Genomic DNA, 22,574 nt, shown 5'->3' with positions numbered 1-22,574 from the left:
GGATTGCGCCGCCCGTCGATCTGAGCCGATCAAGATCAGCCGCCGCCGCCAGATGCCGGTGTCACGTTGCCGTAAATAAAGCCTTCAGGACGGTAGACAGCGAGAGCCAGGCGCTCTTCACCAAGGATCGTCACCTTGTTGCGAACGAAGTCATCATTCTGGAATCCAACTTCGATACGGCTGGTCCATTGGTCAAAGATCTGCGCACCGAGCTTGAATGCGCCAGTCAGGAACTTGCCGACCGAGATTGCCTGCGTTTCGACAACCGGAAGGTTCCACAGCGTCGGATTAAGCGACCCTTGCGGATTTCCGATAACGTAGCGACCTTCAGTATCCTTGAGCAGTTCGATAGAAGCCCAGTCGATAGGATGAAGAACGTGGCCAGTTGCGGGATACTCTGCCAGAGCCGCCTGCAACATGGCGATACGCAGAACATCGATGCCCGTCACCGGTACTGGAGAGGTCAAACCGGCAGGGACAGCGTAAGCGGTTGCCTGTGGAACGATGCCTTCCAGATTTTCGCCGGTGCCGTCACCATTGAGGATCTGGTTTTCTTCGACTAGCTTCAAGCCGTAGATCAGCCGCTCATCGATCAGCGAACGTACCTGCGAGAAATCGCTCAGGATCTGCTTAGATGCACGGAACCAGTGAGCGATAACCTTCGTGGAAATGTTCTTATCCGTCAGCTTCAGATCAGACTGAGGCTTAAGACCACCTTCACCGACAGGTGCGGCATTGTTGGTGAATCCCGTTTCCTGAACGTACAGGATGTTCGGGCTATCCGTCTGTCCGGGCGACAGCAGATCACGAACAGTGAGCTTGCGCTGCGGCAGAGCAAGAACACCCGGCAGGCGGTTCGGCGCGATTGCTGCACCAACATTACCGGCTGAATCGGCGGTACCAGACGTGATGTCAGCCTTGATCATAAGGCTAGCCGATGCTCCGCTGCGAGGAGCGGACTTCATCGCTTCCAGTTCTTCCAGATCAACAAACTGCTGACCCAGCGTGCGATGCTGCTGTTCGCCAGAACCGTTTCGTGCCGATTTCTGCTCAATGTCATCAAGGCGAGCCTTGATTTCATTCATGCCGGAAAGGGCTTCATCGGCCTTTTCCTTCAGCCCCTGACTCATATCGCCGTTTTTCTTGGCTTCGGTAAGAGCCTGTTCTGCCAGTTCTTTGACCTTGTCGTGCTCTTTGGCAAAGCTCTTTTTCAGGTCTGCGGCGAGTTCTTCGACACCGGCAGACGCGCCAGCGCCAGCGGTTGCCATCATAAAACTGCCTGCTACGCCGTGATCGACGCCGAACAATACAGCGACGGAGGCGAGCGCAAGGCATGCGAAAATACCGAGTACAAACACCCGGTTAAAGGTAACCGTTTTCATGGAATATCTCCGTGAGGAATAAACTTGGCCGTCAGGCGCGCATCATTGCCCGCATAAAGTCGGCCCTTGGATCTGCCTTTTCGCCCTCTGGCTCGCCCAGAACGGCTTTCGCGTAACCAACAGAGGCAATCTGTGTGGCTAGGCTATTGGGAACCCCTACCTCGCGTAGGATGCCCTCAAATTCTTTGATTGGCATGGGATCGCCGTCGCGCAAGCGTCGGGCAAATTCCTCCATGCGGTCAGACTTTACAGTCTCTATCAGAGAGCGCTTATTTGCAGGGTTGTTCACCACAGACACTTCAACCAGCTTGATCTTTTTCAGGATCGTAACGCCGGGGCGCTTTTCGTCTGGCTCAGAACCGCCCGCAGGAATGGAGTATCCGATGGATAATCCCCTCACCCGCTTCTTTTTCATGGCGTTGTGAATGCGGAAGCCAAACTCGTCTTCGATATCGATCTGGCCTTTGGCCAAAAGACCTTTACCGTCCTCAGCCATTTCCAACCAATCACCAATCGGCAAAGACCGGGAATCATGCCCAAAATACATCATCGGCATGGTGCCTGATCGGTGATGTTCGACCAGAGTTTCAGCAAAAGCACCCGGCGCCACGATATCGCCATAACTGTCCGGAGATCCACCAAACGTGCTGGCATAGCCTTCGAAGCTGCCATCATCAGACAGCCCTTTCACCTGAAGGGCGAAATCTTTAGTTTTCATAACGATCAATCCTCAAGTGGCGGACCACCGTTGTGGCCGATCAAATCGTTTTCGGTTTCGGTGATTGGCACGTTCTGCATCTGGATGCGGGGAACGTCGCCGCCTTCAACTGGGGGAAGATTTTCAAGCCTGCGAACTTCATTAATCGTCATCGCGCCGATGGCAGTCATGACCTGATAGAATGCAGAGCGGCCCTTGCTATCTCCGCGAAGCAAGCCCTCCTGATTGAACTCAATAGCGATACCTGCCGCCCGATCAGCCGCCGTGAGAAGCTGCTTTTCCAGAGCCTGCTCAATACGTTTAAAGCGACGACGCAATGTGAACTTCTGGAAGCCTAATGTCTGGCTTTCAATGCCTGTGCCGAAACTGGTTGCCTTTGTTGTATGTCCGACCATGTGTGGCGGAACGCCAAAGAACCGGCAAATATCTTCCACAGAGAAAGTGCGGCTTTCCAGCATCTGGGCATCTTCTGGCGATATCGTCAGCTGTTCCCAACTGGTATCACCCTCAAGAACAAGCGGCTTTCCAGAATTGCCCGCGCCCATTTTGGCGGCAAGTTCATTCTCTGCGATCTTGCGTTGCTCTGGCGTGAGCCATGGCTTGAACTTCAATACGCCCGTAGGTCGAAGACCATTTCGGAACATATCTGCTGCAGATCGTTCAGCAGATATTGCCAATCCGAACGAATTGCGCGCGAAACGCAACGTGGACATACCGCCGAGAGGATTGCCGCCGAAACCACGAATATGAAGCATATCGCGATCACTGGAGACATAGCTCTTTCCCTCTGAACTCCAACTGTATTGCAACTCACCGGAAGGCAGCCTACGAACCTGCATGTGGGCTGGATTGACGGGGTTGAGGGAAACAATCTTGCCATTCAGTCTTACGATCTGAGCAAATCCATTTCCGCGAAGCTCAATTGATGCAGAGATGAAATCCCAGAAATCTAATGCCGATTGGTCATAGTTTGGGCTGTCGTGCAACAGGCGATAAAGTGAATGATCCTTCGCAACGTCGCGGTTTCCGTCAGCATTCGTACGGTAAACCATGATTGGCAGCGATGAGATCGTGCCGGATATTAGATTGACGCAAGCCCAGACCGAAGAAAGTGAAAGCGCACTTGTATCAGTGACGATCTCACCTGAAGCGGAAAGGCCACTATGTCGAAGATCTTCAAGCGAGGTGTTACGCTTGATTGGCAAGAGCCTGGACACGCCGTCGAACATTTTCTGTAATACGTTCACCCTGCACCTGCCAAGCTATTGAAGTAATCATTCATGCCAGTGCCGGTCGCTTCCGGGTTCCAGCTCATCAGGATTGTGGCGCAAAGCATCGCAATGAATGGATCGATCTTCGCTCGGCCTGCCGCCTGTTTCGTGGCGAGGTTGCCATTATCGCGAATCTCGATTTTGACGTTGCCGATAACCCAGTTCATCAGCGTGCTACCGTCATGGCTGAGCGTATCGTTGCTGAGCTTGTGCTCCAGCCCCCATATTGCCGGGGAAAGCGCCGTACCCTGACGAATGCGACGAAACATTTCATCGACGATATTGCGTTCGGCCAACGCATCGATGAACGCCGCTATATTGTTTGGATCAGAGCCTATTGCGTCCTTTTCGGGAAACAGGCCCGCATCGCGCAATCGAGAAGCAATATCCGCTATCTCATTGATGTATTTGGAAACATCGCAGAATGTGAGACTACCTTCCGCTTCAAAGTCTCTCAGATTAGCGGCTATTTCCTTACGTGTTTCAAGAACACTCGGATGCGCATAGGCATGACACCAAACCAGCCAGCGCCGTGTCACCTTCTCACGACCAATGACACAGACACCGAAAAGATCATCCAGACCGCCGCCATCCGTTCCCATGACGGCAACTTCCGAGCGCCGTATCAACTCATCAAGTGTGAGTGTTGGATCTGCGCGATCTTCCCAGTAGTCGCCGCCTCGCCACGCATCATCGGTAAGACCAACGCCGATTTCGATGTTGAGATGCTGGCTAAGCCATATCTTTTCAGCCTCTTTGTTGACCTTGCCGTTATTCTCGTAATCGTCAAGAAGCCGCTGTGGGTCAATTGAACGCCCAATATTCGGTAGCACATAGCGCCAGTTCCTATGGCTTCGCCAGAAATCCTGACTGCGCTGCAAATCGGCAGGAAACTCATAAAGCACCGGCAGGAGGATTGGCGATTGACCGCCGACACCGTCACGAACCTTGCGAGCCTTATCGAGTTCGGTTTTCCAGATCCCTGCCGGTTGTTCATCCGATTGAGTGGTAATCATCAGGACTTGACCGCCCTGCATGGTTATACCGCCGCCCCGGATTTGCTGCATGACGGCTGCGGCCTTGGCTTTCTTGCCGAGCTCGTGCAACTCATCGATGATTGTCAGGATTGGGATTTCGCCGGTGACAATCGACGTGTCGAAGGTTTTCACATCCAGTTTCGTGCCGGTCTTACGACGCGTGATGCATTTGAGATGATCCTGCACCTTGAATATCGCATCAAGACGCGGATCAATTCGGATCATGCCCTGTGCCTGATCAAAACAGCGCTCCGAGATATTCTGACTCGGTGCAACAATCAGCATTTGACGGTTAGGCGCTTCCTCCATGAAAAGCGCTGTCAGGCCCAAGGCCGCAACATATGTTGTCTTCGAGTTCTTCTTAGGAACCATGCAGAGCAGCTCCCAAACGAGCCGCTTTCGCGTTTCGGGATCCTCACTCGCCAAAAATGCACATAGAATATCGCGAAACCAATCACCGCAAGCATCTGCCAAAGCCGGGTTGCCGGGAACATCTGGCAGTCGCAAGCGATTAAAGAATGCCAGCGCTTTCGCTGCTTTCTCAGGGTTAAGCGGAACATCTGCCATGGGGGTCTGTCCGGCCTGAATCCGATCCCACCAATCTGGGCAGGCAAAGCGCGGCAGGGTATTACTGGATGACATTCTGCGAAGCCTCGGCTTCGAGCTCCGCCATCAGATCAGCGTCTGCGGCCATCGCTCGCTGTTCGTCGGTTGCTTTTTTGCCTGGTCGATCTGCGGGCCGATCATCATCATTACCCTTAGAACCCATTGCAGCCTCAATCACCATGCGGTCGTTGCGCTCAATCATCGCGCCAAGTTCTCGAAGTGCTGTGACGTTCCCGGCGTTGGCTTGATCCATGGCAATCTCAAATCGCCGCGCATCCAGTCTATCCCGCATGCCGTCTCGCGATTTTAGCTCGAGACTAAAATACCGCTGAATTGTCTTTCCCGACACATCAAGCGCGTTACCAATCCGAGAGATTGACCACCCTAAAGCCAGTAACAGCTTGACTTTATTACGATCTTTTTCAGATGGCGCATATGGTGGCCGTCCCTTCTTGCCAAAACCTTCACGAACAGGCTGACCGAAGAGGTCAAATTCAATCGTCATGAGAAAAAAATCTCTTCATGTGGGGGACGCGGGTCTAGGAGGCAGACCCCTTTTTGACTTTCGACCCGCCCCCCCTGCCTGATGTTTCACGGGCGATGTTTCACGCCGCATTCTTGATCCAAGGAACCTGCACCGTGCATGAGCGTTCATTTATGAGGAGGACTTCGATATGTCAGTTCGTTTTCAGATTGCCGCACTCATCAGCCTGATGGTCAATGCTGTCATCTTCGGGATAGGAACCATTGCGGTGCTCTCGATCCCTGCTCTGAATGAAGACGCTAAGTTTTGGCTACCAGTCGCTGTCGTTACAAGCATTGTTCTCAGCCCCGGCATTTCGTGGTTGATCGCGCCTCGTTTGCGTAACCGTTATTGGCAATCGCGTCAGTCAGCCAACAAGGTTTAATCACTAATCCCAAACGCCACGATGATGCAGGGTTGCCTGCTCTTGCTTCTGCTTTTCGGTGTCGTGATAAGCTTTGCTCAAAGCCTGAAGGTTGTTGATATCCCAGAAGAGATCAGCGTTACCGCGATGCTCTTTGATGTGATCGACAACAGCGCTGTTCGGAGCGGGATACTTGCCAATCAGGAGAACCCCGGATTGCTGGCAGGTGAACAGGTCACGATTGAGAACATCCTCCCGCAGCTTCTGCCATTGAGCGGTCTTATACCACTTGCGCCATGGCGCAGCTGCATCACGCTCGCGCTCAATACGTTGGCTCACGTCAGCCTCATATACATATGGTAAGAGCGCCACAAAGGGCGCTCAGTATCGGTGGTGAATTTCAGACATAGCTTACGCTCTGACCCTGAATCGATATCTCTTGATTGAGACTGTCAGGGCTGGGGTCCGACCGGTTTACCAACCTCAGAACTTACGTTCCCGCTGTCTAGGTGTTCTCAGAGGCTAACTACAGGATCATCAGACTATCCGTTAACCAATAAGACTCACAAAGGTTCGAGAATTGCAAGAGGCATAATTGCGTGCGTTGATCTACCGAAGAAATTAATATCAACCACTGCATCACCCTTTCCAGTATGTCCGCCTGTCACAACTTCACCGGACATATTCTCAAAAATTCCGTCCTTAATACGTACCTTCATTCCGCGTTGAAAGACCCGTTGTGGAACTTCATAATCAAAGTGACCTTTTCCCGCTTTATCATTGAATGATAATACTTTTATAGAATCGACCAAGAACGGATTCTCGTAGCCTCCAAGTATTGATTGCACATGGTCAAAACCCAATAGGCACGCAAGATTATCATTGTTTACTACACAACGTACGAAGAGATAACCGATGAAAATTGGTACCTTTTTTGCCGGTAAAACGTGCCCTCTTCGATGTATTTTCTTCCCCATTTTCATGGGGGCAATCGTTTCTATTCCACCACCGATAAGCGTATCATGCACCGTTATTTCCCTACCAGTGCTGACTTGAAGCACCATCCAAGGCGAATCACTATCGCCGCGAACAGCGGCCTTTTCAATTGCAGCACGCCTGCGCTTACGTTCATCCATGAACCGATCCAGCTTTGCATAGCACCGTGTGAGGTCAATTTCTTCTGCCTGGTCAGTGAGACGCTTATCTGCCATCATCATCACCAATTCCCCTCAAAGCTGTTTCAAAGTCTTTCATTCCATCTGGGCCACCTGATGGGAAACAAACCCATTTCAACCAGTCAGGAGATGGATACCAACGCCAGCCACGATCTTCGTGGTATGCTTTCCATGCAAGCCAACGTTCACTGCCGACACTGATTGATTCCATCCGATCGGCAAGGCCAGCCAAACGACCAGAGACCACAACAGAACGGCCCGTCGCGGCACGCTCAAACATGCCCTCGACATCGGTCCATCCTTGTTTCACCAGCTTTTCGCGATAGATGTCGCCTTCGATTCGCTCACAACGTTCGATCTGTGCACGCTCAAAAGCCGTAGGCGCAGAAATCATCCCCGGCGAGACTGTCAAGAAATTCCGATAGACCTCGATAGCGAACAGCTTACCGAACGGCTTGGCTTCGAGGCGAGCTGGTTGATCTGTTGATACCGTCGGGGCGTCTGGCACTTGCTCCCAAAGCTTGTTTTCGAAGTAAGTACCGGGAACGTGGATATGATCGCGACCATTGGAGCGAAGTAACTCAACCCACGCATCGCGCTTTTCAGCGGCAAGAATGCGCTCTTCCGGCGTTAGTGCCAGCCATGAATCGAACCACTTGGCCTGCGGTGTTCCATCGAGCTTTGGCCATGACCGAACCAGCTTCCAGTAAGCCTTCTCTATTTTCTTTCGATCTTCCTGATCATTCGCGCTCGCGCCTCTCTCAGATCTATTATCTGTATTTTCTAGATTATCAGTTATTACTAGGGGGGGATTTACCGGCGCCGGTTTTTCCGTTGACGGATTTACCGTCGACGGTTTTTCAGTCTGCGGTAAAGATGCAACACTTTCAGTCACTTCGACTGCAAACGGCTCATCATAGATGACAAGTGACAAGGCGCTAAAACGTCCGCCGTCCCTCGCCTGCTCTTTCTGCGCATAGCCAAGCTCGACAAGTTCAGCAACCATTCGGCGCGCCTTGTCGCGACCGCAATTGCCCTTATTGATGATGTCGCGCAGCACCACCGTCCAGTTATCCGGCTTGGACAGCAGATAACCAAGAAGCCAGCGAGCCTCCATTGAGAGACGCACTTCCTCGAACACATGATTAGGAATTGCCGCATAACGCGCGTTTCGAGCGCCACGGCGGATTGTTGCCTCTTCCTTCATTCCGCCGCCTCCTGATAGGCAGACACGCCATGGTGAGCGGGCTGCTTAATGGCGCGCAATTCGGCTAGCTTGCGCTGATACTCGGCCTCATCAAAAAGAGCATCCATCTGGCGCAAATGATGATGCCTGCCGGTCAGCGCGCCAGCGTCACGCTGCGCCTGACAAACCGCACTGGATAGCGACTGGATGCTATTCACGCCGCCCTCAAACAGATTGCCAAAGCGGTTCACAAGGCGTCGAACGCAAGTTGCCGCCGCATCGCGGGTTGGCAAAAGCCAACCTACAGGTGTCAGCACATAGCCGCTATTTTCATGGACGAGGATAAAGCCAGCCGAGACTTGTTCGCCGGGACGCTCGCCCCTGCGACCGCCGTCAATCCAGCGCGCTATCGCTTGATCAGTTTTCAGTTCGTCAACGATTTCATGCGCAACGATAGCCAGTCCATTGCTGACATATCCCTGCATGATGCGCCGACCAGTGGATCTGGTTGCATCGCGCACGCTGACAGACTGGCGAATAAGCTTATCGCTCATGCGTCACCCCCGTCATTTTGTGTAAGAAGAAGAAGTAGCGTTTGGCGTGCTTGATCGAGCGCTGAATTGACCATCTCGCCATTGCGGCGCGTCTGGTTCATGGCGGCGTAAAAGCACGTGAGATATTCGCAGCCAGCCTCAAAGCCTTGCTCAGAGCATGTGCGCTCCAAGAATGGCTGATACTGGATCATGATACGGATAGGGCAAACGAGCAGTACCAATGCGCGGTCGGCGTCATTTGTAGCACAGATTATGCCCTGCAAGATTGGCAGAATGTTATCGTTCATGCCGCCGATAAGGTTCGGGCTTGCGGTCACAGAAAGCCCTCCTGCTTTGCAGGCGCGGATAGCGGCGGCGCGGAAACCAGCATGTCGGACTGTGCATGAGCCTTGCGAATGCGTTCGCATGCAATCTCAAAATAAGGCTCATGGCGTTCTATGCCGATAAAAGAGCGGCCAGCGCTCACGCAAGCAACGCCGGTTGATCCACTGCCCATAAACGGATCAAGCACCACCTGCCCTGCAACATTGCAGATGATTTTCGACATGACGGTCTGGGGCTTGACCGTCGGATGCGCGACATCGCTGTCTTGGCCATTCTTGGCGATGATGAAGCGCTTTTTCTGATGAAGATCGCCGACCGGGTGGAAACCGCTATTCCAGGCATGAACATATATTTCGATATCGGGCCGATAATGCTTATTCGCCACCGGCATGGCATTCGGCTTCATCCATGGAATGATTGCATAGCGATCATACTGTGACGCGAGATACGGCAGTAGATCAGCCCACTGATCATTGTGCGCGAAAAACACAGCAGAGCCGAATTGCTTGCTAGTGAAAACGCTATGATCAAAGCCTTGATCAAGACCGCCCGCCGCAATTAGGTCCATGTTCGGCCGTTTTGAGCGAAACTTGCCGCCGCCCGATGTTTCAAACTCATATGGAGGATCCGAGACAACGGCATCGATCATTCCGAGCGTGGGAACAATCGCGTTGCAGTCACCGAGATAGAGCGTGCAATTGCCGATGACGACCTTGCGCTCATGCGGATCGCGTTGCGGCCAATGCGTATCGCCACGCTCGCGCTTCACTTGGACAGCAAGGTCATAGCATTTTTTGGAATCGTCAGCGGGATCGTACTCACGCATGTCAGCGCTCTCCTGCGAACCAAATGATGTAAACGAGGAAAGCTGCGACTGGCGTTTCAGCCAGAACAGCGATGATGATGATCAAAATAGTTTCGCGTGGCGATAGACGATCATTCATCGTGCGCGCCTCACTGTGCGAAGGAAGCGGCCGCTCTGTTGGCGCTTTTTGCGATAGTTACGGACGCCATAAATAATTGTTGAATGGTCGCGTCCGCCAAGCTTCACGCCGATTTCGACACTGCTAAGTGGGGTCAAACGAAGCGCCCAGTAATAGATCGCCTGACGAGGCAGAATGAGATCAACACGACGCGATTTTGAAAGGACATCGCGGGGCGATATGGAGAAGGCGCGACATATGCGGCGAATAATGGTGACGAGATCGGGGCGATAAAGATCAGAAACTGGCAAAACACCCGCTTTGGCCAACTCAGCAAAAAATTGAACCCATTTGCGATTCACCCGACGAAGGATGACGTCATCGGCGATGGCATTGCTTAACTTCTTAGGCCGCGTTTTCTTCGGTGACGCGGGATCCGTGGTAACGACAGACGCGACCTCAACCGGTGGTGCCAGCTTTGGCACCACCGGAGCTTTGCGTGCTTCCTCGCGCAAGCGCTGCGCGCGCATAGCTGCGGCAGTTATCGGATTGCTTTCTGTGCGGCGCGAGGAAGCGTAAAACATTAGCGTTCTGCCGAGCCTTCGAAGAATGGAAGGCCGGTTTTTGCGGCAGCTTCTGCAAGATCGCGCTGGACCTGCTCACGAAGAACGTTCTCCCAACGATAAAGCTGATAGAACCAGACAATATCGCCGCCCTTGATGCGATAACGCAGGCGCGCCGGAATGCGGACTTTGTCACCATCGACAAAGGCAGGCACCGAAATCATAAAGATGCCCGGAATAACGACCGGCTCACCCTTGGCATTCTGATGCTCTTCCTTAAACTCAACAGTGCGTTCGCCGGTCTGCAACCGCGTGCCTTGCTTGACTGTTGCGCTGACAAATACTTCCAGATGACGGGCGAGCATGACCAGCTCGGAAGGTGTCGCCATCTTTTCGTTGAAGAGCCGTTCGCACTCAGTCCGTTCACCATCGGTCGGTGCGCACAATTCAACGGAATGCTCTTCAAGGAATAGCGCAAATTCCGCCTGTTCCATCGGCTGCGCATTGTTCTTCACCCACGCGGTGAATTCTTCCGTTACCGGGAATGCGTATTCGACGCGATGCTCACCAAAGCGGGGCTCATTATCGAGATCATGGTAATCAATGATCGATGTGAGTTTCGGATTGGGCCAGCTGGCTTTGCCGAAGATGACTGAGCCGTCATCCTTGTGACGGTTCGTGAGATCAATGAAGCTTGCCAGAACATCGGTATGCGCAGTACCGCGGCGGCGTTCTGGCGCAATGCGATGCTCTTCAAGCAGGTTTTTGACCGAGGCAAACTTTTGATTGTTGCGATCAAACGCCAGCGGCACTTCGTCGGCCAGCCCTTTGGCCAAGCCTTTCGTGGAAACACTTACGATCTCCGGATCACTGGCCTTATTGGCCAGCCCGGTTAGTGTGAGAATTGCGGCATTGAGGCCGACAATGGATTTCGTATCTTCCATGGTTTTACTCTCCGGTTAAAAAAGATCAGCCTTCGGCGGCGGCGCTTGACGTTGGCCCGGCGTCACGAAGGAACATGTCAACTTGGCTTGGATGCTCGATGCTCAGTGCACCGTCCAAAGACCAGAACGGTGTTTTCATGAACTTGGCAGTATCGGGCAGCTTGACCTTGACCTTTGGATCAATGTCGATGCGGCCCAGCTCATAGTTAAAATCGATGGTCACGGTCATCGTGGCCTTGCCCTTATCACCGGGCATGTTTTCCAATGCCTCGATTGCAAGCGCCATTTCTTCATCAAGTTTGTGCGTGAAATCACCACGCGACAGCAGTCCGAGCATTTCCCGGAACGAACGCATAACCCGGCTCATTGAAGTCCTCCTAAGACTGTGGGTGTTAGCTTTTTAGTGAGAGGTGAACCCGCCTCGACAGAACGGCGCGCAATGCGGTCAGCCTGATGTGGAAAGCGGGAAACGAGTTTGCGCGAGCGCTCGCAGCCAAAGCGCGAAAACGGATACCGCCAGCGTGGTGCTTCCGGTTGACCCAGCTCATCGATGATAAGAAACTTGAACGCGCGACCTGAAATCATGGCTTGCTCACCACGCGCAGACCGCCCTTGGCGCGAGCTTCAGCGGTCATGCGCTTCATGTCATCAAGAACCGCCTGCAATTCGCTAATTGCCGGATCTAAAACATCTGCCTCATTAACCGACAGAAACCCGTCGATCGCAGCCATGGTGAACTTCTGACTGAGATCGCTTTTGGCTTCAAAAAAGCTGGAAATTACATCCATGATGGACGCGCGCGGCATAATTGGAACCGCATTATCGGCGGCGAGATCAGCAGCAATTTCCTGCAATGCAGCAGAAACAATCGGCTCACCAAATGCGCTTTCCAGTCTAACAATTGCAGGAAGACACATCAGGTCAGGCGATGTCTTGGCATTCCAGCGCCCAACAACGGACTTGCTGAAATCAGCAACATCGGCAGCGCAGTTGATACCGCCATTCTTTTTGATCAGTTCTGTCTGTGCGCTTTTCACACGATAGAACCATGCATCACCGGCATACAAAGCCATGGAAAGCTCCAAAAAAGACAAGGCTTTCCCGTGGCGGGAAAAGCCGCAATTGTTTCCCGTAGCGGGAAGATCAAAGATTTGAGATTTTCAGACCGTTAGAACGGCATCAGGAAATTGAAGTCATGGATCGCAACCTCGCCAGATCATCGAACCACCTCCCTGCGAACGGATGCAGGGGCGCAGCCAATGCCCATAGACTGCGCCCCGGCGTCGCCCGATGAGAGGACTTCAGGCGAATTAGAAAGGCTTGCCGGAGCGCGTTTTTGGGCGGGGGGCGTAACGAGCGCTCCGGCAACATCTCCCGCAGAGGAACTGACGGGAGAAGAAGACAATGTTCGATCACGGTCAGGATAATACAGAGACCGATGCGCAATCATGCAGATACTAAGGAACTCTTCAGCGGTAACAATAGAGCTGGTTCCTCGTTCGACATCGAGTGCCAAACTAAAGCTTGGTGCCCGCTGACCGCATAACGCTCTCGTCAAAGTACTCGCAGATCTTCCAATACTGCGAGCAAATGCCGAAAGAGAAACGTTCTGAACTTCCAGATATGAATGGAGCGTTGTCATGAAAAGCAACTTGCCAAATAGGCAAACTCACGTCAAGCGTAATTTTGCCTATTTGGCCATGGTCAACAATCAAAAAATAACAGACTTTTGCCATATGGACAAATCTTTACCAAATCGCATTCGTGAAATCCGCGAAGCTCACGATATGACCATCGAGAAGCTCGCAGAAGAGACTGGTCTGTCGGTTTCTTATATTTCAAGACTGGAAAGCGGTGGGCGAAACCTTTCGGTGCGAAACATGAATTTGTTCGCTCACGCGCTAAAGGTTCAACCTCAGGATCTACTTTCCAGCCCTAAACCCAAGAGTAACGTGGTGAGTATTATGGGTAGAATAGGAGCAGGCGCTGAAATTTCACCCGATGAAGAACAGATACCCCCTGAGGGGCTGTATGAGATAGAGACACCATTTCCGATTCCAGACGATGCAATCGCTTTCGAAGTTGCGGGCGACTCGATGTATCCAAGATATGACGAGGGAGACGTTATCATATGCTATCGACAGGGAATCGCGGCAAATGAAGTCATTGGGTGGGAAGCCGCGGTTAAAACTTCAGACGGTCGTAGATTTCTAAAAAGGATTCTACGCGGCGGCACACCAGGGACATTTGATTTAGAGAGTCATAATGCTCCGCCTATCAGAAACGTTGAATTGACATGGATAGCAGCAGTCCAATCTGTAATCCGTATCGGACAATGGCGAAAATTGCCCAAATCGTTCGGGCATCATGAATTGTCGAAGATGGCGTGAAGGCCTACATAATATTCATAATTTCAACCCACCAATACGGTGGGTTTTATTTTTGCCATTTTTTATTTTGCCTATTTGTCAATTTTTCACTTGACTGACTTTGCCTATTTGGCAATTTTAATGGCTATCAGCCTGTTAAAATTGCCGCTTAGACAAATAGGTAACCATGATGATCAATATTAAGCCAAAACCTGCCCAGACCGTCACTCCTGCAACTTGCATTGACCAATTAACGACGAGAATGGCTGACGCCATGCGCGAACTCGCCTTTTCGGGCGACAACGTCACGCCCGAAACACTGGAACGGTACGGCTTCACAAGTGACGTTGTATCAAGACTAGGAACCCGTGCAGCAGCACAAGCTCGTCGTCTTTCCGTTAAGAGGATCGACAGCCATGCTTGATGAGCCAAAATTCAAAACAGAAGTTGAATGCGGCGGTTTTCACCTGCCAGCCGCTTATACCTCTCACGTTCGGCAGCTTAATCAAAAAGTTGCCATGGCGTCCCTCATTGCCAGCGTCAGCATCGCGTCCATCCTCGGCGCACAAATTCTTTGGGGCTGACTTATGCAAACAAGCCAGCCCATCATCGTTGATTCTTTTGCAGGCGGCGGCGGTGCCAGCACCGGCATTGAAATGGCCCTTGGCCGTTCGCCTGACATTGCCATTAATCACAATGCGGCGGCGCTGGCATTGCACGAAGCAAACCACCCGCAGACGCTCCATGTTTCGCAGAACGTCTACAAGATTGATCCACTTGACTACCTGCAACGTGCTCATGTCGGGCTGGCGTGGTTTTCGCCTGACTGTAAGCACTTTTCCAAGGCGAAAGGCGGTAAGACTGTCGAGCGCAATATCCGGGATCTGGCATGGATCATTCCGGGCTGGATCGAACGCATTCAGAAAAGTGGCGGCAAGGTGGATGTTGCAATTCTCGAAAACGTCGAGGAGTTCCGCGACTGGGGACCGCTGATTGAAACATCAGCCGGCCTAATGCCAGATCCAGAGCGCAAGGGCGAAGATTTCCAGCGTTGGTGCAAAAAGCTCAAGCGGCTTGGCGCAAAGATTGAATGGCGCGAGATCCGAGGATGCGACTATGGTGCGCCCACAATCCGGAAGCGCTTCTTCGTCATCATGCGCTTTGATGGCGAGCCAATTGTATGGCCAGAACCGACCCACGGCGCACCCGACGATAAAGACGTTATGGCAGGCAAAAAGCAGCCATGGCGTACCGCAGCTGAAATCATTGACTGGTCACTGCCCTGCCCTTCAATCTTCGACACAGGTGCAGACATCATGGAAAAGCATGGCCTCCGCGCCATTCGTCCGCTGGCGCACAATACCATGGCCCGCGTGGCGCGTGGCATGAAGCGATATGTGCTGGATGCAGAGGCGCCATTTCTGGTCAATCTCGCTGCACCATCAATCATTCGCTTTAATACGGGTGCGACAGGTCAGGATCTTCGCGAGCCGCTATCGACCATTACCTCCAACAGCTACATCAAAAGACCGGGAGGCGCTGCGCCACTAGGCATCATCGCGCCTCACCTTGCATCATACTACGGGCACGGCAACGAAAGATCAGAGCGAGTTTCGAAGCTTGACGCGCCTATCGCCACGGTAGTTACAGAAAATCGCCATGCAGTTATCGCGCCTATTCTGACCGCTGCACAGCACGGTGGATCCAACAGGCCAATCAATGCACCGTCGCACACAATCACGGCCAGCCGCAAGGATCAGAACAGCGTCATTGCACCGACATTAGTGCAGATCGGCTATGGCGAGCGCAAAGCGCAAGCACCGCGCGCACTGGATATCGAACAACCATTGGGAACCGCTGTTGCAGGCGGTATCAAACACGCCGTCGCCTCTACATTCATCGCTCGCCAATTTGGGACATCTACGGGCCATAGTATTGAAGAGCCGACTCACACGGTAATGGCAGACGGCGCAGGCAAGTCGCAGCTGATTGCCGCCTATGTGGCGCAGCATAACAACGACAGCCGTCGTGCCGGTGGTGTCAATCCCGGAAGATCTGTGAGCGAGCCGCTATCGACTGTCACGCAGACGGGAAGCCAGCAAGGCATCGTCGCACCCTTCCTCCAAGCATACTATGGCACTGGCGACGGCGGTGCCGAAAACGAGCCAGTGCGCACGGTGACAACCAAAGATCGTCACGGCCATGTTGAGGCTGCGCTTGATGTTCCACCATTTACGCCGGAACAGGCCGTGGGCGCCCGCACGGTGGCTGATTTTCTTAGGTCGTTTGGTTTCTGGGATCATCGTGAATTCGTCACCATCGAATCCGGTGGCGTGACTTACATCATTGTCGATATCGGCATGCGCATGCTTGTGCCGCGCGAGCTTTACCGCGCTCAGGGCTTTCCAGAAGGTTATGAGATCGAACGCGGTCCAGACGGACAGACATTTTCAAAATCAGTACAGGTTTCATGCTGCGGCAACAGTGTTTGCCCGCCCGTTGCCGCCGCGCTCGTATCCGCAAATTGCGAAAACCTCATCGCCCGAAAGGAAGCAGCATGAAGCCCATCCTCGACTTGTGCTGCGGATCCCGCATGTTCTGGTTTAACAAGACGGATGACCGAGCTGTGTTTGGCGACATTCGCGAAGAAAGCCACGTTCTTTGCGACGGCCGCGAGTTAATCATTTCGCCAGACCGCGTTATCGACTTCCGAAACCTACCGTTTGACGACGAGACATTCAGCCTTGCCGTCTTTGATCCGCCGCATCTGGTCAATGCCGGTGAGAGAAGTTGGCTTCGCGCAAAATATGGTGCGTTGAACCGCGCAACTTGGCGCGAGGATCTTCGGCAGGGTTTTTCTGAAGCTTTCCGCGTCTTGAAACCAAACGGCACACTGATTTTCAAATGGAACGAAACGCAGATCAAAGTGCGGGAAATACTCGCGCTTACTGATGTTCGGCCTGTCGTCGGGCATGTGTCTGGCAAGCAGGCGAATACGCACTGGATTTGCTTCCTTAAGCCTTACGAGGTGCAGAAATGAACACCGCTTTCCTTCTAATGGCTCAATACAGCGGCAAAGCTATAATCCCGGTGGATGACCTTTGCCGTGATTACTTCCCTCACCTCACGCCTGAAAAATTCGTACGCAAAGTGACTTGCGGCGACATCAAGATCCCACTTGTACGAATCGAAGAAAGTCAAAAGGCCGCGAAGGGCGTTCATATTAATGATCTGGCAACGTATCTGGATGATCGACGGACGGCTGCTATGCGAGAATACAAACAATTTCACGGATAATGTTGTACCTTAAACGGTACAACATCCCTGCCAGAACATGCATTAACTAGTTGTTTTATTTATATCTAATTAGAAAAACAGTTCCCATCCAGCATAGGTGCCACGGAAAACCGATGGTCAGGATAATTGCTATTTTTAATCTTTATTTCAGTCATTTAAACAACAATCCTGAGAATGCGATTCATGTAAGCATGAGAGCTTGAGATCGATCGCCGTGCTTTAGTCGCGCAAAAAGCCACAAACAACACGAATGATCAAGTTTTGAGGCCACGAGAGCGTTCAAATCAACGAAAACTGTGACTTTCACGCTTATTACGCATTAAGATCATCATACGCGATTCTTGATACCAAAATTTGAGGACCATATTTTGACCGACCTGTCCCCCTTCAATAAGTCGTTCGATGCCTTTCTGTTTGATATGGACGGCACTGTTCTGAGTTCCATTGCTGCGACGGAACGCGTCTGGGGACAATGGGCCACTCGTCATGGGATTGATCCGGTGACGTTCGTTCCAACCATTCATGGCGTGCGTGCAGTAGATACAGTGCGCAGGCTTGGTCTGCCGCATCTGGACCCGGATACCGAAGCCAAAATTCTGCTTGATGCGGAAATGGCCGATCTGGATGGAATTAAGGCCATTGAGGGTGCAATTGATTTCCTCAAATCATTGCCAGAGGATCGTTGGGCAATTGTCACGTCTGCGCCTATTGAACTGGCGCGCCGTAGACTTGAGGCTGCGGGTATTGCTCTGCCAAAAATCGTCGTTTCAGCAGAAGATGTTGAGCGCGGCAAACCGAGCCCCGAATGCTTTCAGCTCGGTGCAAAGCGGCTTGGTTTTGACCCGCATAATTGTCTGGTTTTTGAAGATGCACCTGCCGGTATTGTTGCAGGGGAAACCGCGGGCGCTCATGTGATCGTCGTGACGGCAACACATCCACATTCGCCGGAAACCGCTCATAAAAGTATTAATAGCTACAATGAACTGAAACTGTCGGTTGACCCCGAGACAGGCATCCTGTCGCTGAGTGACGCTTCAATCTGATATAAAATTGAAAGGCGCGTGTTAAATCACGCGCCGTCCTTCACGCCAGACCGTGCGAATAATCGGCACATGCTCGGCAATTTGTACCCGCACTAAATCGCCGCGCTTGCCAATGGCAATTTCACCACGATCATTAAGACCGACAGCCTTTGCAGGATTGGTGGACACGAACCGCATTGCCTGCGGCAACGTGATTTCGTCCATCACATCAGCCATAAAAAATGCCGCCTGCATCATGCTTGCCGGGATATAATCCGACGAAATGATATCAAGATGTCCAGCCTCAGCCAGTTCACGCGCCGAAACATTGCCAGAATGCGAGCCACCGCGCACCACATTGGGCGCGCCCATCAGAACCGACATGCCGGAATCCTTTGAGGTCTTCGCAGCAAGATGCGTGGTTGGAAATTCTGCAACGCGAATGCCTTGCGTCTTTGCTTCCGCGACATGATCTGCAGTTGCATCATCATGGCTGGCAAGCACAATTCCTCGAGCATTACAGGCCCCTGAGATCGCAGTCCGGTTTGATGCCGAATGCTGCTGAGACTGGCCCATACGCTTTTCGCAATAGCTGATGAACTCTTCTTCGGAGACCTTAAGCTTGCTCATGTAATAAAGCTTATAGGTCTCAATATCGGTAAACTGACGCTGACCGGGCGCGTGATCCATCAGTGATACAAGTTTGACCAGCGGATGAACACCAAAACGCTCAAAAGCACTCAGGCAATCAGGGGCCGAAACCTCGCAGCGCAAATGCAGATAATGATCAGCGCGCAGCCGTCCGGCTTCACGGCCCTCTGCGATGGCAGAGGAAAGCTTACGCATATCTTCAACGCCAGTGGCAGCTTCTTCGTCAAAGCCAATGCGCAAGGCATCAAATACGGTTGTAATGCCAGATGCTGCAATCTGCGCATCATGGGCTTGCACAGCGGCAATCGGGTTCCAGCGCACTTTGGGGCGCGGCGCATAATGCCCCTCAAGATGGTCGGTATGCAATTCCACCAGTCCCGGCGTCAGATAATCGCCTTCCATATCCTTGCCGGAAACAGACGCGCCGGAAGCAATATCAACAATGATACCATCGACAATCTTTACCGTGCCGCTGATGAGTTCATCCGGCAGAACGATATTCGCATTTTTCAAAATTAATTCCGTCGTCATTCTTCAAGGCCTCCCCACGGCCCGCGAGGACCGTTTGGAAAACTTATTACCACCAGTCATCGGATGTAGCGAATGAATCTCAAAAGGCGCACCTTTTTCAGGTTCGACAAACAAAGCAAGATTGGCAATCTCGACAGCATCATCCAGAACAGGTGCGAAGAAATCATCAAGCGCGCGCTCGACCTGTGGGCGTTGCTTTTCATCGACGGGTCCGGTGAGGGTCATGTGAAAACGAAACTCGTCGAAAACATAGGGATAACCCCAGCGATCGAGATTTTGTCGCTGCGCTTCGCTTAAGCGTTCGGGACGACGCTTTGCAATTTCAGCATCGCGCAAAGGTGCACGAAAACGATCAAATGAAACCACAACATCATTGGCAAGCTGGTTTAGCTCTGCAACCGGCTCTTCCGGGACAAGCGCAAAGAACGGGCCGATACCCTGCACCTGCAAACGTGGAATCATAAAAGGCCGGGTCGATGATGCAAAATACATCAGCGCCGAAAGCAAATCGCTTTCCTCATAGGAAGCATCAAGACTGAAAGGCGCTTTGAGCGTTCCGTGAAAGCCATAGCGGCGCGGTTCTGCGGTCAAAGCAGCAATATCTTCGGCTGCGAGTGTGCGAATCGCAGGAACCTTCACTGCCTCTCCACTGAATGCACTGCGGCCCAGCCAGTTTGCAGCTACTTTCAAAAGCGCATCCCCCGATGGCGGCGTGAAATAAATAGCGTAACGCATAGTGATTCCTCTTTTGCCGGGATCGTTACACGCCGATTGTGGCAAGTCGATAAAAGGGTGATCACATCAATATTTTACATCCCGACAAATTCGTATAGGCGTAGTCTCGGATAAAAATGAGGAGATGATTATGGGTGGTTTTGCGTCGATCGGTGAGTGCATGATCGAGCTTTCGGGCAGCGGTGACGATCAATGGCGCATGGGATATGCTGGCGATACGCTCAATACAGCCTGGTATGCGCGCGCACTCACGAATCCGACCTTTGCGGTTGATTATGTCAGTGCATTTGGCGAAGACGAATTCTCGCAAAAACAGCGTGACTTTCTGGCTGCCAACGGTATTGGCATTGCCCACAGCCCTATCATAAAGGGTGTTCATCCGGGTCTTTATGCAATTACGCTTAACGGTGCCGAACGCTCCTTCACCTATTGGCGCAGTGACGCCGCAGCAAAGCGCCTTGCAAGCGATAAGGATGCGCTACGCGAAAGCCTCGCTGGCCGCAATATGATCTATTTTTCCGGTATCTCGGTCAGCATCGTGTTTCCCGAACATCGCGAAACATTGTTCGAGGTTCTGCGCGAATGTCGGGCCAATGGTGCGCTTATCGCGTTTGATCCGAATTTCCGCCATCAGCTTTGGCCAGATCGCGAAGCCGCCCAAAGGATCATCAGCGAAGCGATGCAGATTTCCGATATTGCGCTACCGACCTTTCCTGATGAGCAGGCGCTATTTGGCGACGAGACTGCACAGGCCTGTGCCGAACGGCTTATCGGTCTGGGTGTAAAGGAAATCGTCGTGAAAGACGGCACGGAGCCTGCGCTGGTTATAGCTGACGGAAAACAGGCGCTTGTGCCTTCGGTCAAAGCCAATGCGGTTGATACGACAGGCGCTGGCGACAGCTTTAACGGGGGCTATCTGGCGGCACGCCTTGAAGGCCTGCCCCCTGTGAAGGCTGCGCGCAAAGCACACGCGGTTGCTGCTCGCGTTGTTGAAAGTCGCGGCGCGCTTGCTCCAATGGAGATTGCGCGCGCCGCTTATCGTAATGAATCTAGTCCCGCGTAAATGTAAAATGGCTCGTCTGGGCGTAAACCTCGCCCGGACGCAGGATCGACTGCGGCACATAGGAATATTCCAGCGAGCCGGGCCATAACTGCGGCTCCAGACAAAAACCTGCATGTTTGCCGTAGCGTTTCCCGGTCAAGCCAATGCAATCATTGGCCATCGTATTACCCGCATAGAACTGAACGCCGGGTTCGGTGGTCGCAATATCAAGACGAATGCCGGAGCGAGCGCCCTTGACGGAGGCACAGGGACGCAATGGACCACGCGCTGCCGTCAGGCAGAAATTGCTGTCATATTCGAGCTGCTCGCCGTTTTCATCAAAACGGATCGGACGGAAATCGCGGAAATCATAGGCCGTGTCTTTGACCGGCAGAACGCGTCCATCTGGTATCAGAGCTTCATCAACAGGCATGTAAGCATCAGCTTCGATCTTGAGGTGGTGATCTAGAATATCACCCTCGCCACCATCATCGAGATTGAAATAGCTGTGATGCAGAAGACTGCAGGGTGTTGGTTTGTCGGTGACTGCTTCAAGGCGCACGATCAATGTGCCGTTCGCGTTGAGCATATAGGTGCAGCTTACATTGAGATTGCCCGGAAAACCCATTTCGCCATCGGCTGCAAGGGTTGCAAGCGTCACAAAATCGGCACCGGAAGCTGTGACTTTCCAGACGCGGTTGCCAAGACCATGACTTCCGCCATGCAAATTATGAATGCCCTGATAATTCGGTTCGACCTCAAAAGTCTTGCCATCAAGCTCGAAGCGGGCATTGCGGATGCGATTGGAAAAGCGACCAGCAATCGCGCCCAGATGCGGCGAATGCGCCGGATAATCGGCAAAATCACGATAGCCGATGACCAATGGCGCATCGTGTCCTTCCATGCGCAGGTCCTGAATGGCTGCACCCCATGTGATGATCTTTGCCTCAAGCGGACCATTTGCAATGGTCAACCGATGAACCGCCTGCCCGTCCGGTGCATATCCAAAAATTTCCGATGTCAATTTGTTCGCCCATTTTGATGCATTTTTGAGAGCTGTATCAAATCCGCATAGTAACAATGGTGCAAGAGACTATCTTTAAAAGGCTGAAATATCTCGGCTCGGTTTCGTCCGAAATCTTCGATTAATACCGTTCCGAACGACCTCAAATGAGAGCATTTCAAAATTTTGTAATTGGCTTTATGTTGCGCTTCACCAGTTGTGCACCTTATATGCGCAATCAAACTTGAGCAAAATGCCGGTGAAGGTCGAGCTATTATGACTTTCCCTGTCACTGGAAAAACGCTAGATACGCGCAGATACTCAGATGCATGCCCATTGCGGCATCGCAAGAAT

The 22,574-nt window shown here is 52.3% G+C and carries 28 protein-coding genes; 9 read left to right on the top strand and 19 right to left on the bottom strand.

From position 1 onward, the window contains the following. Positions 1 to 35 precede the first annotated feature (35 nt). The 5 genes from CEV31_RS10635 to CEV31_RS10615 form a co-directional block, all read right to left on the bottom strand. Positions 36 to 1,268 carry a phage major capsid protein gene (locus CEV31_RS10635; protein ID WP_094507325.1) on the bottom strand — a complete coding sequence of 411 codons (1,233 nt, stop codon included), beginning with the start codon at positions 1,266 to 1,268 and terminating at the stop codon, positions 36 to 38. 145 nt (positions 1,269 to 1,413) lie between these two features. Further along, entirely contained in the window at positions 1,414 to 2,100 is a 687-nt protein-coding gene (locus CEV31_RS10630; RefSeq protein WP_094507324.1) for an HK97 family phage prohead protease, read from the bottom strand. A gap of 5 nt (positions 2,101 to 2,105) precedes the next feature. Continuing rightward, positions 2,106 to 3,347, bottom strand: coding sequence for a phage portal protein (locus tag CEV31_RS10625; RefSeq protein ID WP_235818074.1), 1,242 nt, complete (start codon positions 3,345 to 3,347; stop codon positions 2,106 to 2,108). Then, positions 3,344 to 5,050, bottom strand: a complete 1,707-nt coding sequence (locus CEV31_RS10620) for a terminase TerL endonuclease subunit (RefSeq protein WP_094507021.1) — start codon at positions 5,048 to 5,050, stop codon at positions 3,344 to 3,346. The genes CEV31_RS10625 and CEV31_RS10620 overlap by 4 nt, the downstream gene beginning before the upstream one ends. Continuing rightward, positions 5,037 to 5,519: a hypothetical protein gene (locus CEV31_RS10615; RefSeq protein WP_094507020.1), complete on the bottom strand. Its 483-nt coding sequence runs from the start codon at positions 5,517 to 5,519 to the stop codon at positions 5,037 to 5,039. The genes CEV31_RS10620 and CEV31_RS10615 overlap by 14 nt, the downstream gene beginning before the upstream one ends. Before the next feature lie 169 nt (positions 5,520 to 5,688). Here CEV31_RS10615 and CEV31_RS10610 point away from each other — a divergent pair, with 169 nt between their 5' ends. Then, positions 5,689 to 5,922, top strand: coding sequence for a hypothetical protein (locus tag CEV31_RS10610; protein WP_094507019.1), 234 nt, complete (start codon positions 5,689 to 5,691; stop codon positions 5,920 to 5,922). A 3-nt stretch (positions 5,923 to 5,925) separates the two neighbouring features. Here CEV31_RS10610 and CEV31_RS10605 read toward each other — a convergent pair whose 3' ends face one another. From CEV31_RS10605 to CEV31_RS10555, 11 genes are all read right to left on the bottom strand, one after another. Continuing rightward, on the bottom strand, positions 5,926 to 6,240 hold the full coding sequence (locus CEV31_RS10605; protein WP_235818073.1) for an HNH endonuclease: 315 nt from the start codon (positions 6,238 to 6,240) through the stop codon (positions 5,926 to 5,928). A gap of 224 nt (positions 6,241 to 6,464) precedes the next feature. Further along, the gene (gene nusG, locus CEV31_RS10600; protein ID WP_094507018.1) at positions 6,465 to 7,118 is read right to left on the bottom strand and encodes a transcription termination/antitermination protein NusG; all 654 of its coding nucleotides are present in this window, start codon (positions 7,116 to 7,118) and stop codon (positions 6,465 to 6,467) included. Continuing rightward, positions 7,102 to 8,283 (bottom strand): helix-turn-helix domain-containing protein, encoded by a 1,182-nt coding sequence (locus tag CEV31_RS10595; RefSeq protein ID WP_094507017.1) that lies wholly within the window; start codon positions 8,281 to 8,283, stop codon positions 7,102 to 7,104. Before CEV31_RS10595 ends, nusG begins: the two co-directional genes overlap by 17 nt. Beyond that, complete coding sequence (locus CEV31_RS10590) at positions 8,280 to 8,816, bottom strand: hypothetical protein (protein ID WP_094507016.1); 537 nt, start codon at positions 8,814 to 8,816, stop codon at positions 8,280 to 8,282. The genes CEV31_RS10595 and CEV31_RS10590 overlap by 4 nt, the downstream gene beginning before the upstream one ends. After that, positions 8,813 to 9,133: a hypothetical protein gene (locus tag CEV31_RS10585; RefSeq protein ID WP_094507015.1), complete on the bottom strand. Its 321-nt coding sequence runs from the start codon at positions 9,131 to 9,133 to the stop codon at positions 8,813 to 8,815. The genes CEV31_RS10590 and CEV31_RS10585 overlap by 4 nt, the downstream gene beginning before the upstream one ends. Then, positions 9,130 to 9,966 carry a DNA-methyltransferase gene (locus CEV31_RS10580; RefSeq protein WP_094507014.1) on the bottom strand — a complete coding sequence of 279 codons (837 nt, stop codon included), beginning with the start codon at positions 9,964 to 9,966 and terminating at the stop codon, positions 9,130 to 9,132. The genes CEV31_RS10585 and CEV31_RS10580 overlap by 4 nt, the downstream gene beginning before the upstream one ends. 114 nt (positions 9,967 to 10,080) lie before the next feature. Continuing rightward, a complete protein-coding gene (locus tag CEV31_RS10575; protein WP_094507013.1) occupies positions 10,081 to 10,647 on the bottom strand; it encodes a helix-turn-helix domain-containing protein in 567 nt (188 codons plus the stop codon). Further along, positions 10,647 to 11,570, bottom strand: a complete 924-nt coding sequence (locus CEV31_RS10570; protein WP_094507012.1) for a DUF2303 family protein — start codon at positions 11,568 to 11,570, stop codon at positions 10,647 to 10,649. Before CEV31_RS10570 ends, CEV31_RS10575 begins: the two co-directional genes overlap by 1 nt. A 25-nt stretch (positions 11,571 to 11,595) precedes the next feature. Beyond that, entirely contained in the window at positions 11,596 to 11,937 is a 342-nt protein-coding gene (locus CEV31_RS10565) for a hypothetical protein (RefSeq protein WP_094507011.1), read from the bottom strand. Continuing rightward, positions 11,934 to 12,155 (bottom strand): hypothetical protein, encoded by a 222-nt coding sequence (locus tag CEV31_RS10560; protein WP_094507010.1) that lies wholly within the window; start codon positions 12,153 to 12,155, stop codon positions 11,934 to 11,936. The genes CEV31_RS10565 and CEV31_RS10560 overlap by 4 nt, the downstream gene beginning before the upstream one ends. Next, positions 12,152 to 12,643 carry a hypothetical protein gene (locus tag CEV31_RS10555; protein WP_094507009.1) on the bottom strand — a complete coding sequence of 164 codons (492 nt, stop codon included), beginning with the start codon at positions 12,641 to 12,643 and terminating at the stop codon, positions 12,152 to 12,154. The genes CEV31_RS10560 and CEV31_RS10555 overlap by 4 nt, the downstream gene beginning before the upstream one ends. Before the next feature lie 567 nt (positions 12,644 to 13,210). Here CEV31_RS10555 and CEV31_RS10545 point away from each other — a divergent pair. The 7 genes from CEV31_RS10545 (at position 13,211) to CEV31_RS10520 (ending at position 18,279) form a co-directional block, all read left to right on the top strand. Continuing rightward, positions 13,211 to 13,960 (top strand): XRE family transcriptional regulator, encoded by a 750-nt coding sequence (locus CEV31_RS10545; RefSeq protein ID WP_235818072.1) that lies wholly within the window; start codon positions 13,211 to 13,213, stop codon positions 13,958 to 13,960. Positions 13,961 to 14,213: 253 nt separating this feature from the next. Then, the gene (locus tag CEV31_RS21280; protein WP_235818071.1) at positions 14,214 to 14,363 is read left to right on the top strand and encodes a hypothetical protein; all 150 of its coding nucleotides are present in this window, start codon (positions 14,214 to 14,216) and stop codon (positions 14,361 to 14,363) included. Continuing rightward, positions 14,356 to 14,523: a hypothetical protein gene (locus CEV31_RS21095; RefSeq protein WP_169717333.1), complete on the top strand. Its 168-nt coding sequence runs from the start codon at positions 14,356 to 14,358 to the stop codon at positions 14,521 to 14,523. Before CEV31_RS21280 ends, CEV31_RS21095 begins: the two co-directional genes overlap by 8 nt. A gap of 3 nt (positions 14,524 to 14,526) precedes the next feature. Beyond that, complete coding sequence (locus CEV31_RS10535) at positions 14,527 to 16,500, top strand: DNA cytosine methyltransferase (RefSeq protein WP_094507005.1); 1,974 nt, start codon at positions 14,527 to 14,529, stop codon at positions 16,498 to 16,500. Beyond that, on the top strand, positions 16,497 to 16,979 hold the full coding sequence (locus CEV31_RS10530) for a class I SAM-dependent methyltransferase (RefSeq protein WP_094507004.1): 483 nt from the start codon (positions 16,497 to 16,499) through the stop codon (positions 16,977 to 16,979). Before CEV31_RS10535 ends, CEV31_RS10530 begins: the two co-directional genes overlap by 4 nt. Continuing rightward, the gene (locus tag CEV31_RS10525; RefSeq protein ID WP_094507003.1) at positions 16,976 to 17,236 is read left to right on the top strand and encodes a pyocin activator PrtN family protein; all 261 of its coding nucleotides are present in this window, start codon (positions 16,976 to 16,978) and stop codon (positions 17,234 to 17,236) included. Before CEV31_RS10530 ends, CEV31_RS10525 begins: the two co-directional genes overlap by 4 nt. A gap of 368 nt (positions 17,237 to 17,604) precedes the next feature. Next, positions 17,605 to 18,279, top strand: coding sequence for an HAD family hydrolase (locus CEV31_RS10520; RefSeq protein WP_094507002.1), 675 nt, complete (start codon positions 17,605 to 17,607; stop codon positions 18,277 to 18,279). Between the two features lie 21 nt (positions 18,280 to 18,300). On the opposite strand, the gene CEV31_RS10515 is transcribed toward CEV31_RS10520, so the two are convergent. Then, the gene (locus CEV31_RS10515; protein ID WP_094507001.1) at positions 18,301 to 19,440 is read right to left on the bottom strand and encodes an alpha-D-ribose 1-methylphosphonate 5-triphosphate diphosphatase; all 1,140 of its coding nucleotides are present in this window, start codon (positions 19,438 to 19,440) and stop codon (positions 18,301 to 18,303) included. 3 nt (positions 19,441 to 19,443) lie between these two features. Further along, positions 19,444 to 20,175: a DUF1045 domain-containing protein gene (locus CEV31_RS10510; RefSeq protein ID WP_094507000.1), complete on the bottom strand. Its 732-nt coding sequence runs from the start codon at positions 20,173 to 20,175 to the stop codon at positions 19,444 to 19,446. 130 nt (positions 20,176 to 20,305) lie between these two features. On the opposite strand from CEV31_RS10510, the gene CEV31_RS10505 reads away from it, so the two are divergent. Continuing rightward, entirely contained in the window at positions 20,306 to 21,238 is a 933-nt protein-coding gene (locus CEV31_RS10505) for a sugar kinase (protein WP_094507322.1), read from the top strand. On the opposite strand, the gene CEV31_RS10500 is transcribed toward CEV31_RS10505, so the two are convergent. Continuing rightward, positions 21,225 to 22,241 carry an aldose epimerase family protein gene (locus CEV31_RS10500; RefSeq protein ID WP_094507321.1) on the bottom strand — a complete coding sequence of 339 codons (1,017 nt, stop codon included), beginning with the start codon at positions 22,239 to 22,241 and terminating at the stop codon, positions 21,225 to 21,227. The genes CEV31_RS10505 and CEV31_RS10500 overlap by 14 nt on opposite strands. Between the last annotated feature and the right edge of the window lie 333 nt (positions 22,242 to 22,574).

It is taken from the genome of Brucella thiophenivorans (assembly GCF_002252445.1).
GTDB lineage: Bacteria > Pseudomonadota > Alphaproteobacteria > Rhizobiales > Rhizobiaceae > Brucella > Brucella thiophenivorans.
The sequence above is the reverse complement of the archived record's forward strand: the minus strand, read 5'-3'. Positions and strand labels throughout refer to the sequence as shown.

Bases quoted from the DNA above. Each gene is read 5' to 3' on its own strand.
- CEV31_RS10635 (WP_094507325.1), bottom strand. From the start codon at position 1,268: ATGGCAACCGCTGGCGCTGGCGCGTCTGCCGGTGTCGAAGAACTCGCC.
- CEV31_RS10630 (WP_094507324.1), bottom strand. From the start codon at position 2,100: ATGAAAACTAAAGATTTCGCCCTTCAGGTGAAAGGGCTGTCTGATGAT.
- CEV31_RS10620 (WP_094507021.1), bottom strand. From the start codon at position 5,050: ATGTCATCCAGTAATACCCTGCCGCGCTTTGCCTGCCCAGATTGGTGG.
- CEV31_RS10615 (WP_094507020.1), bottom strand. From the start codon at position 5,519: ATGACGATTGAATTTGACCTCTTCGGTCAGCCTGTTCGTGAAGGTTTT.
- CEV31_RS10610 (WP_094507019.1), top strand. From the start codon at position 5,689: ATGTCAGTTCGTTTTCAGATTGCCGCACTCATCAGCCTGATGGTCAAT.
- nusG (WP_094507018.1), bottom strand. From the start codon at position 7,118: ATGATGATGGCAGATAAGCGTCTCACTGACCAGGCAGAAGAAATTGAC.
- CEV31_RS10595 (WP_094507017.1), bottom strand. From the start codon at position 8,283: ATGAAGGAAGAGGCAACAATCCGCCGTGGCGCTCGAAACGCGCGTTAT.
- CEV31_RS10590 (WP_094507016.1), bottom strand. From the start codon at position 8,816: ATGAGCGATAAGCTTATTCGCCAGTCTGTCAGCGTGCGCGATGCAACC.
- CEV31_RS10580 (WP_094507014.1), bottom strand. From the start codon at position 9,966: ATGCGTGAGTACGATCCCGCTGACGATTCCAAAAAATGCTATGACCTT.
- CEV31_RS10575 (WP_094507013.1), bottom strand. From the start codon at position 10,647: ATGTTTTACGCTTCCTCGCGCCGCACAGAAAGCAATCCGATAACTGCC.
- CEV31_RS10570 (WP_094507012.1), bottom strand. From the start codon at position 11,570: ATGGAAGATACGAAATCCATTGTCGGCCTCAATGCCGCAATTCTCACA.
- CEV31_RS10565 (WP_094507011.1), bottom strand. From the start codon at position 11,937: ATGAGCCGGGTTATGCGTTCGTTCCGGGAAATGCTCGGACTGCTGTCG.
- CEV31_RS10560 (WP_094507010.1), bottom strand. From the start codon at position 12,155: ATGATTTCAGGTCGCGCGTTCAAGTTTCTTATCATCGATGAGCTGGGT.
- CEV31_RS10555 (WP_094507009.1), bottom strand. From the start codon at position 12,643: ATGGCTTTGTATGCCGGTGATGCATGGTTCTATCGTGTGAAAAGCGCA.
- CEV31_RS10545 (WP_235818072.1), top strand. From the start codon at position 13,211: ATGAAAAGCAACTTGCCAAATAGGCAAACTCACGTCAAGCGTAATTTT.
- CEV31_RS21280 (WP_235818071.1), top strand. From the start codon at position 14,214: ATGCGCGAACTCGCCTTTTCGGGCGACAACGTCACGCCCGAAACACTG.
- CEV31_RS21095 (WP_169717333.1), top strand. From the start codon at position 14,356: ATGCTTGATGAGCCAAAATTCAAAACAGAAGTTGAATGCGGCGGTTTT.
- CEV31_RS10535 (WP_094507005.1), top strand. From the start codon at position 14,527: ATGCAAACAAGCCAGCCCATCATCGTTGATTCTTTTGCAGGCGGCGGC.
- CEV31_RS10530 (WP_094507004.1), top strand. From the start codon at position 16,497: ATGAAGCCCATCCTCGACTTGTGCTGCGGATCCCGCATGTTCTGGTTT.
- CEV31_RS10525 (WP_094507003.1), top strand. From the start codon at position 16,976: ATGAACACCGCTTTCCTTCTAATGGCTCAATACAGCGGCAAAGCTATA.
- CEV31_RS10515 (WP_094507001.1), bottom strand. From the start codon at position 19,440: ATGACGACGGAATTAATTTTGAAAAATGCGAATATCGTTCTGCCGGAT.
- CEV31_RS10510 (WP_094507000.1), bottom strand. From the start codon at position 20,175: ATGCGTTACGCTATTTATTTCACGCCGCCATCGGGGGATGCGCTTTTG.
- CEV31_RS10505 (WP_094507322.1), top strand. From the start codon at position 20,306: ATGGGTGGTTTTGCGTCGATCGGTGAGTGCATGATCGAGCTTTCGGGC.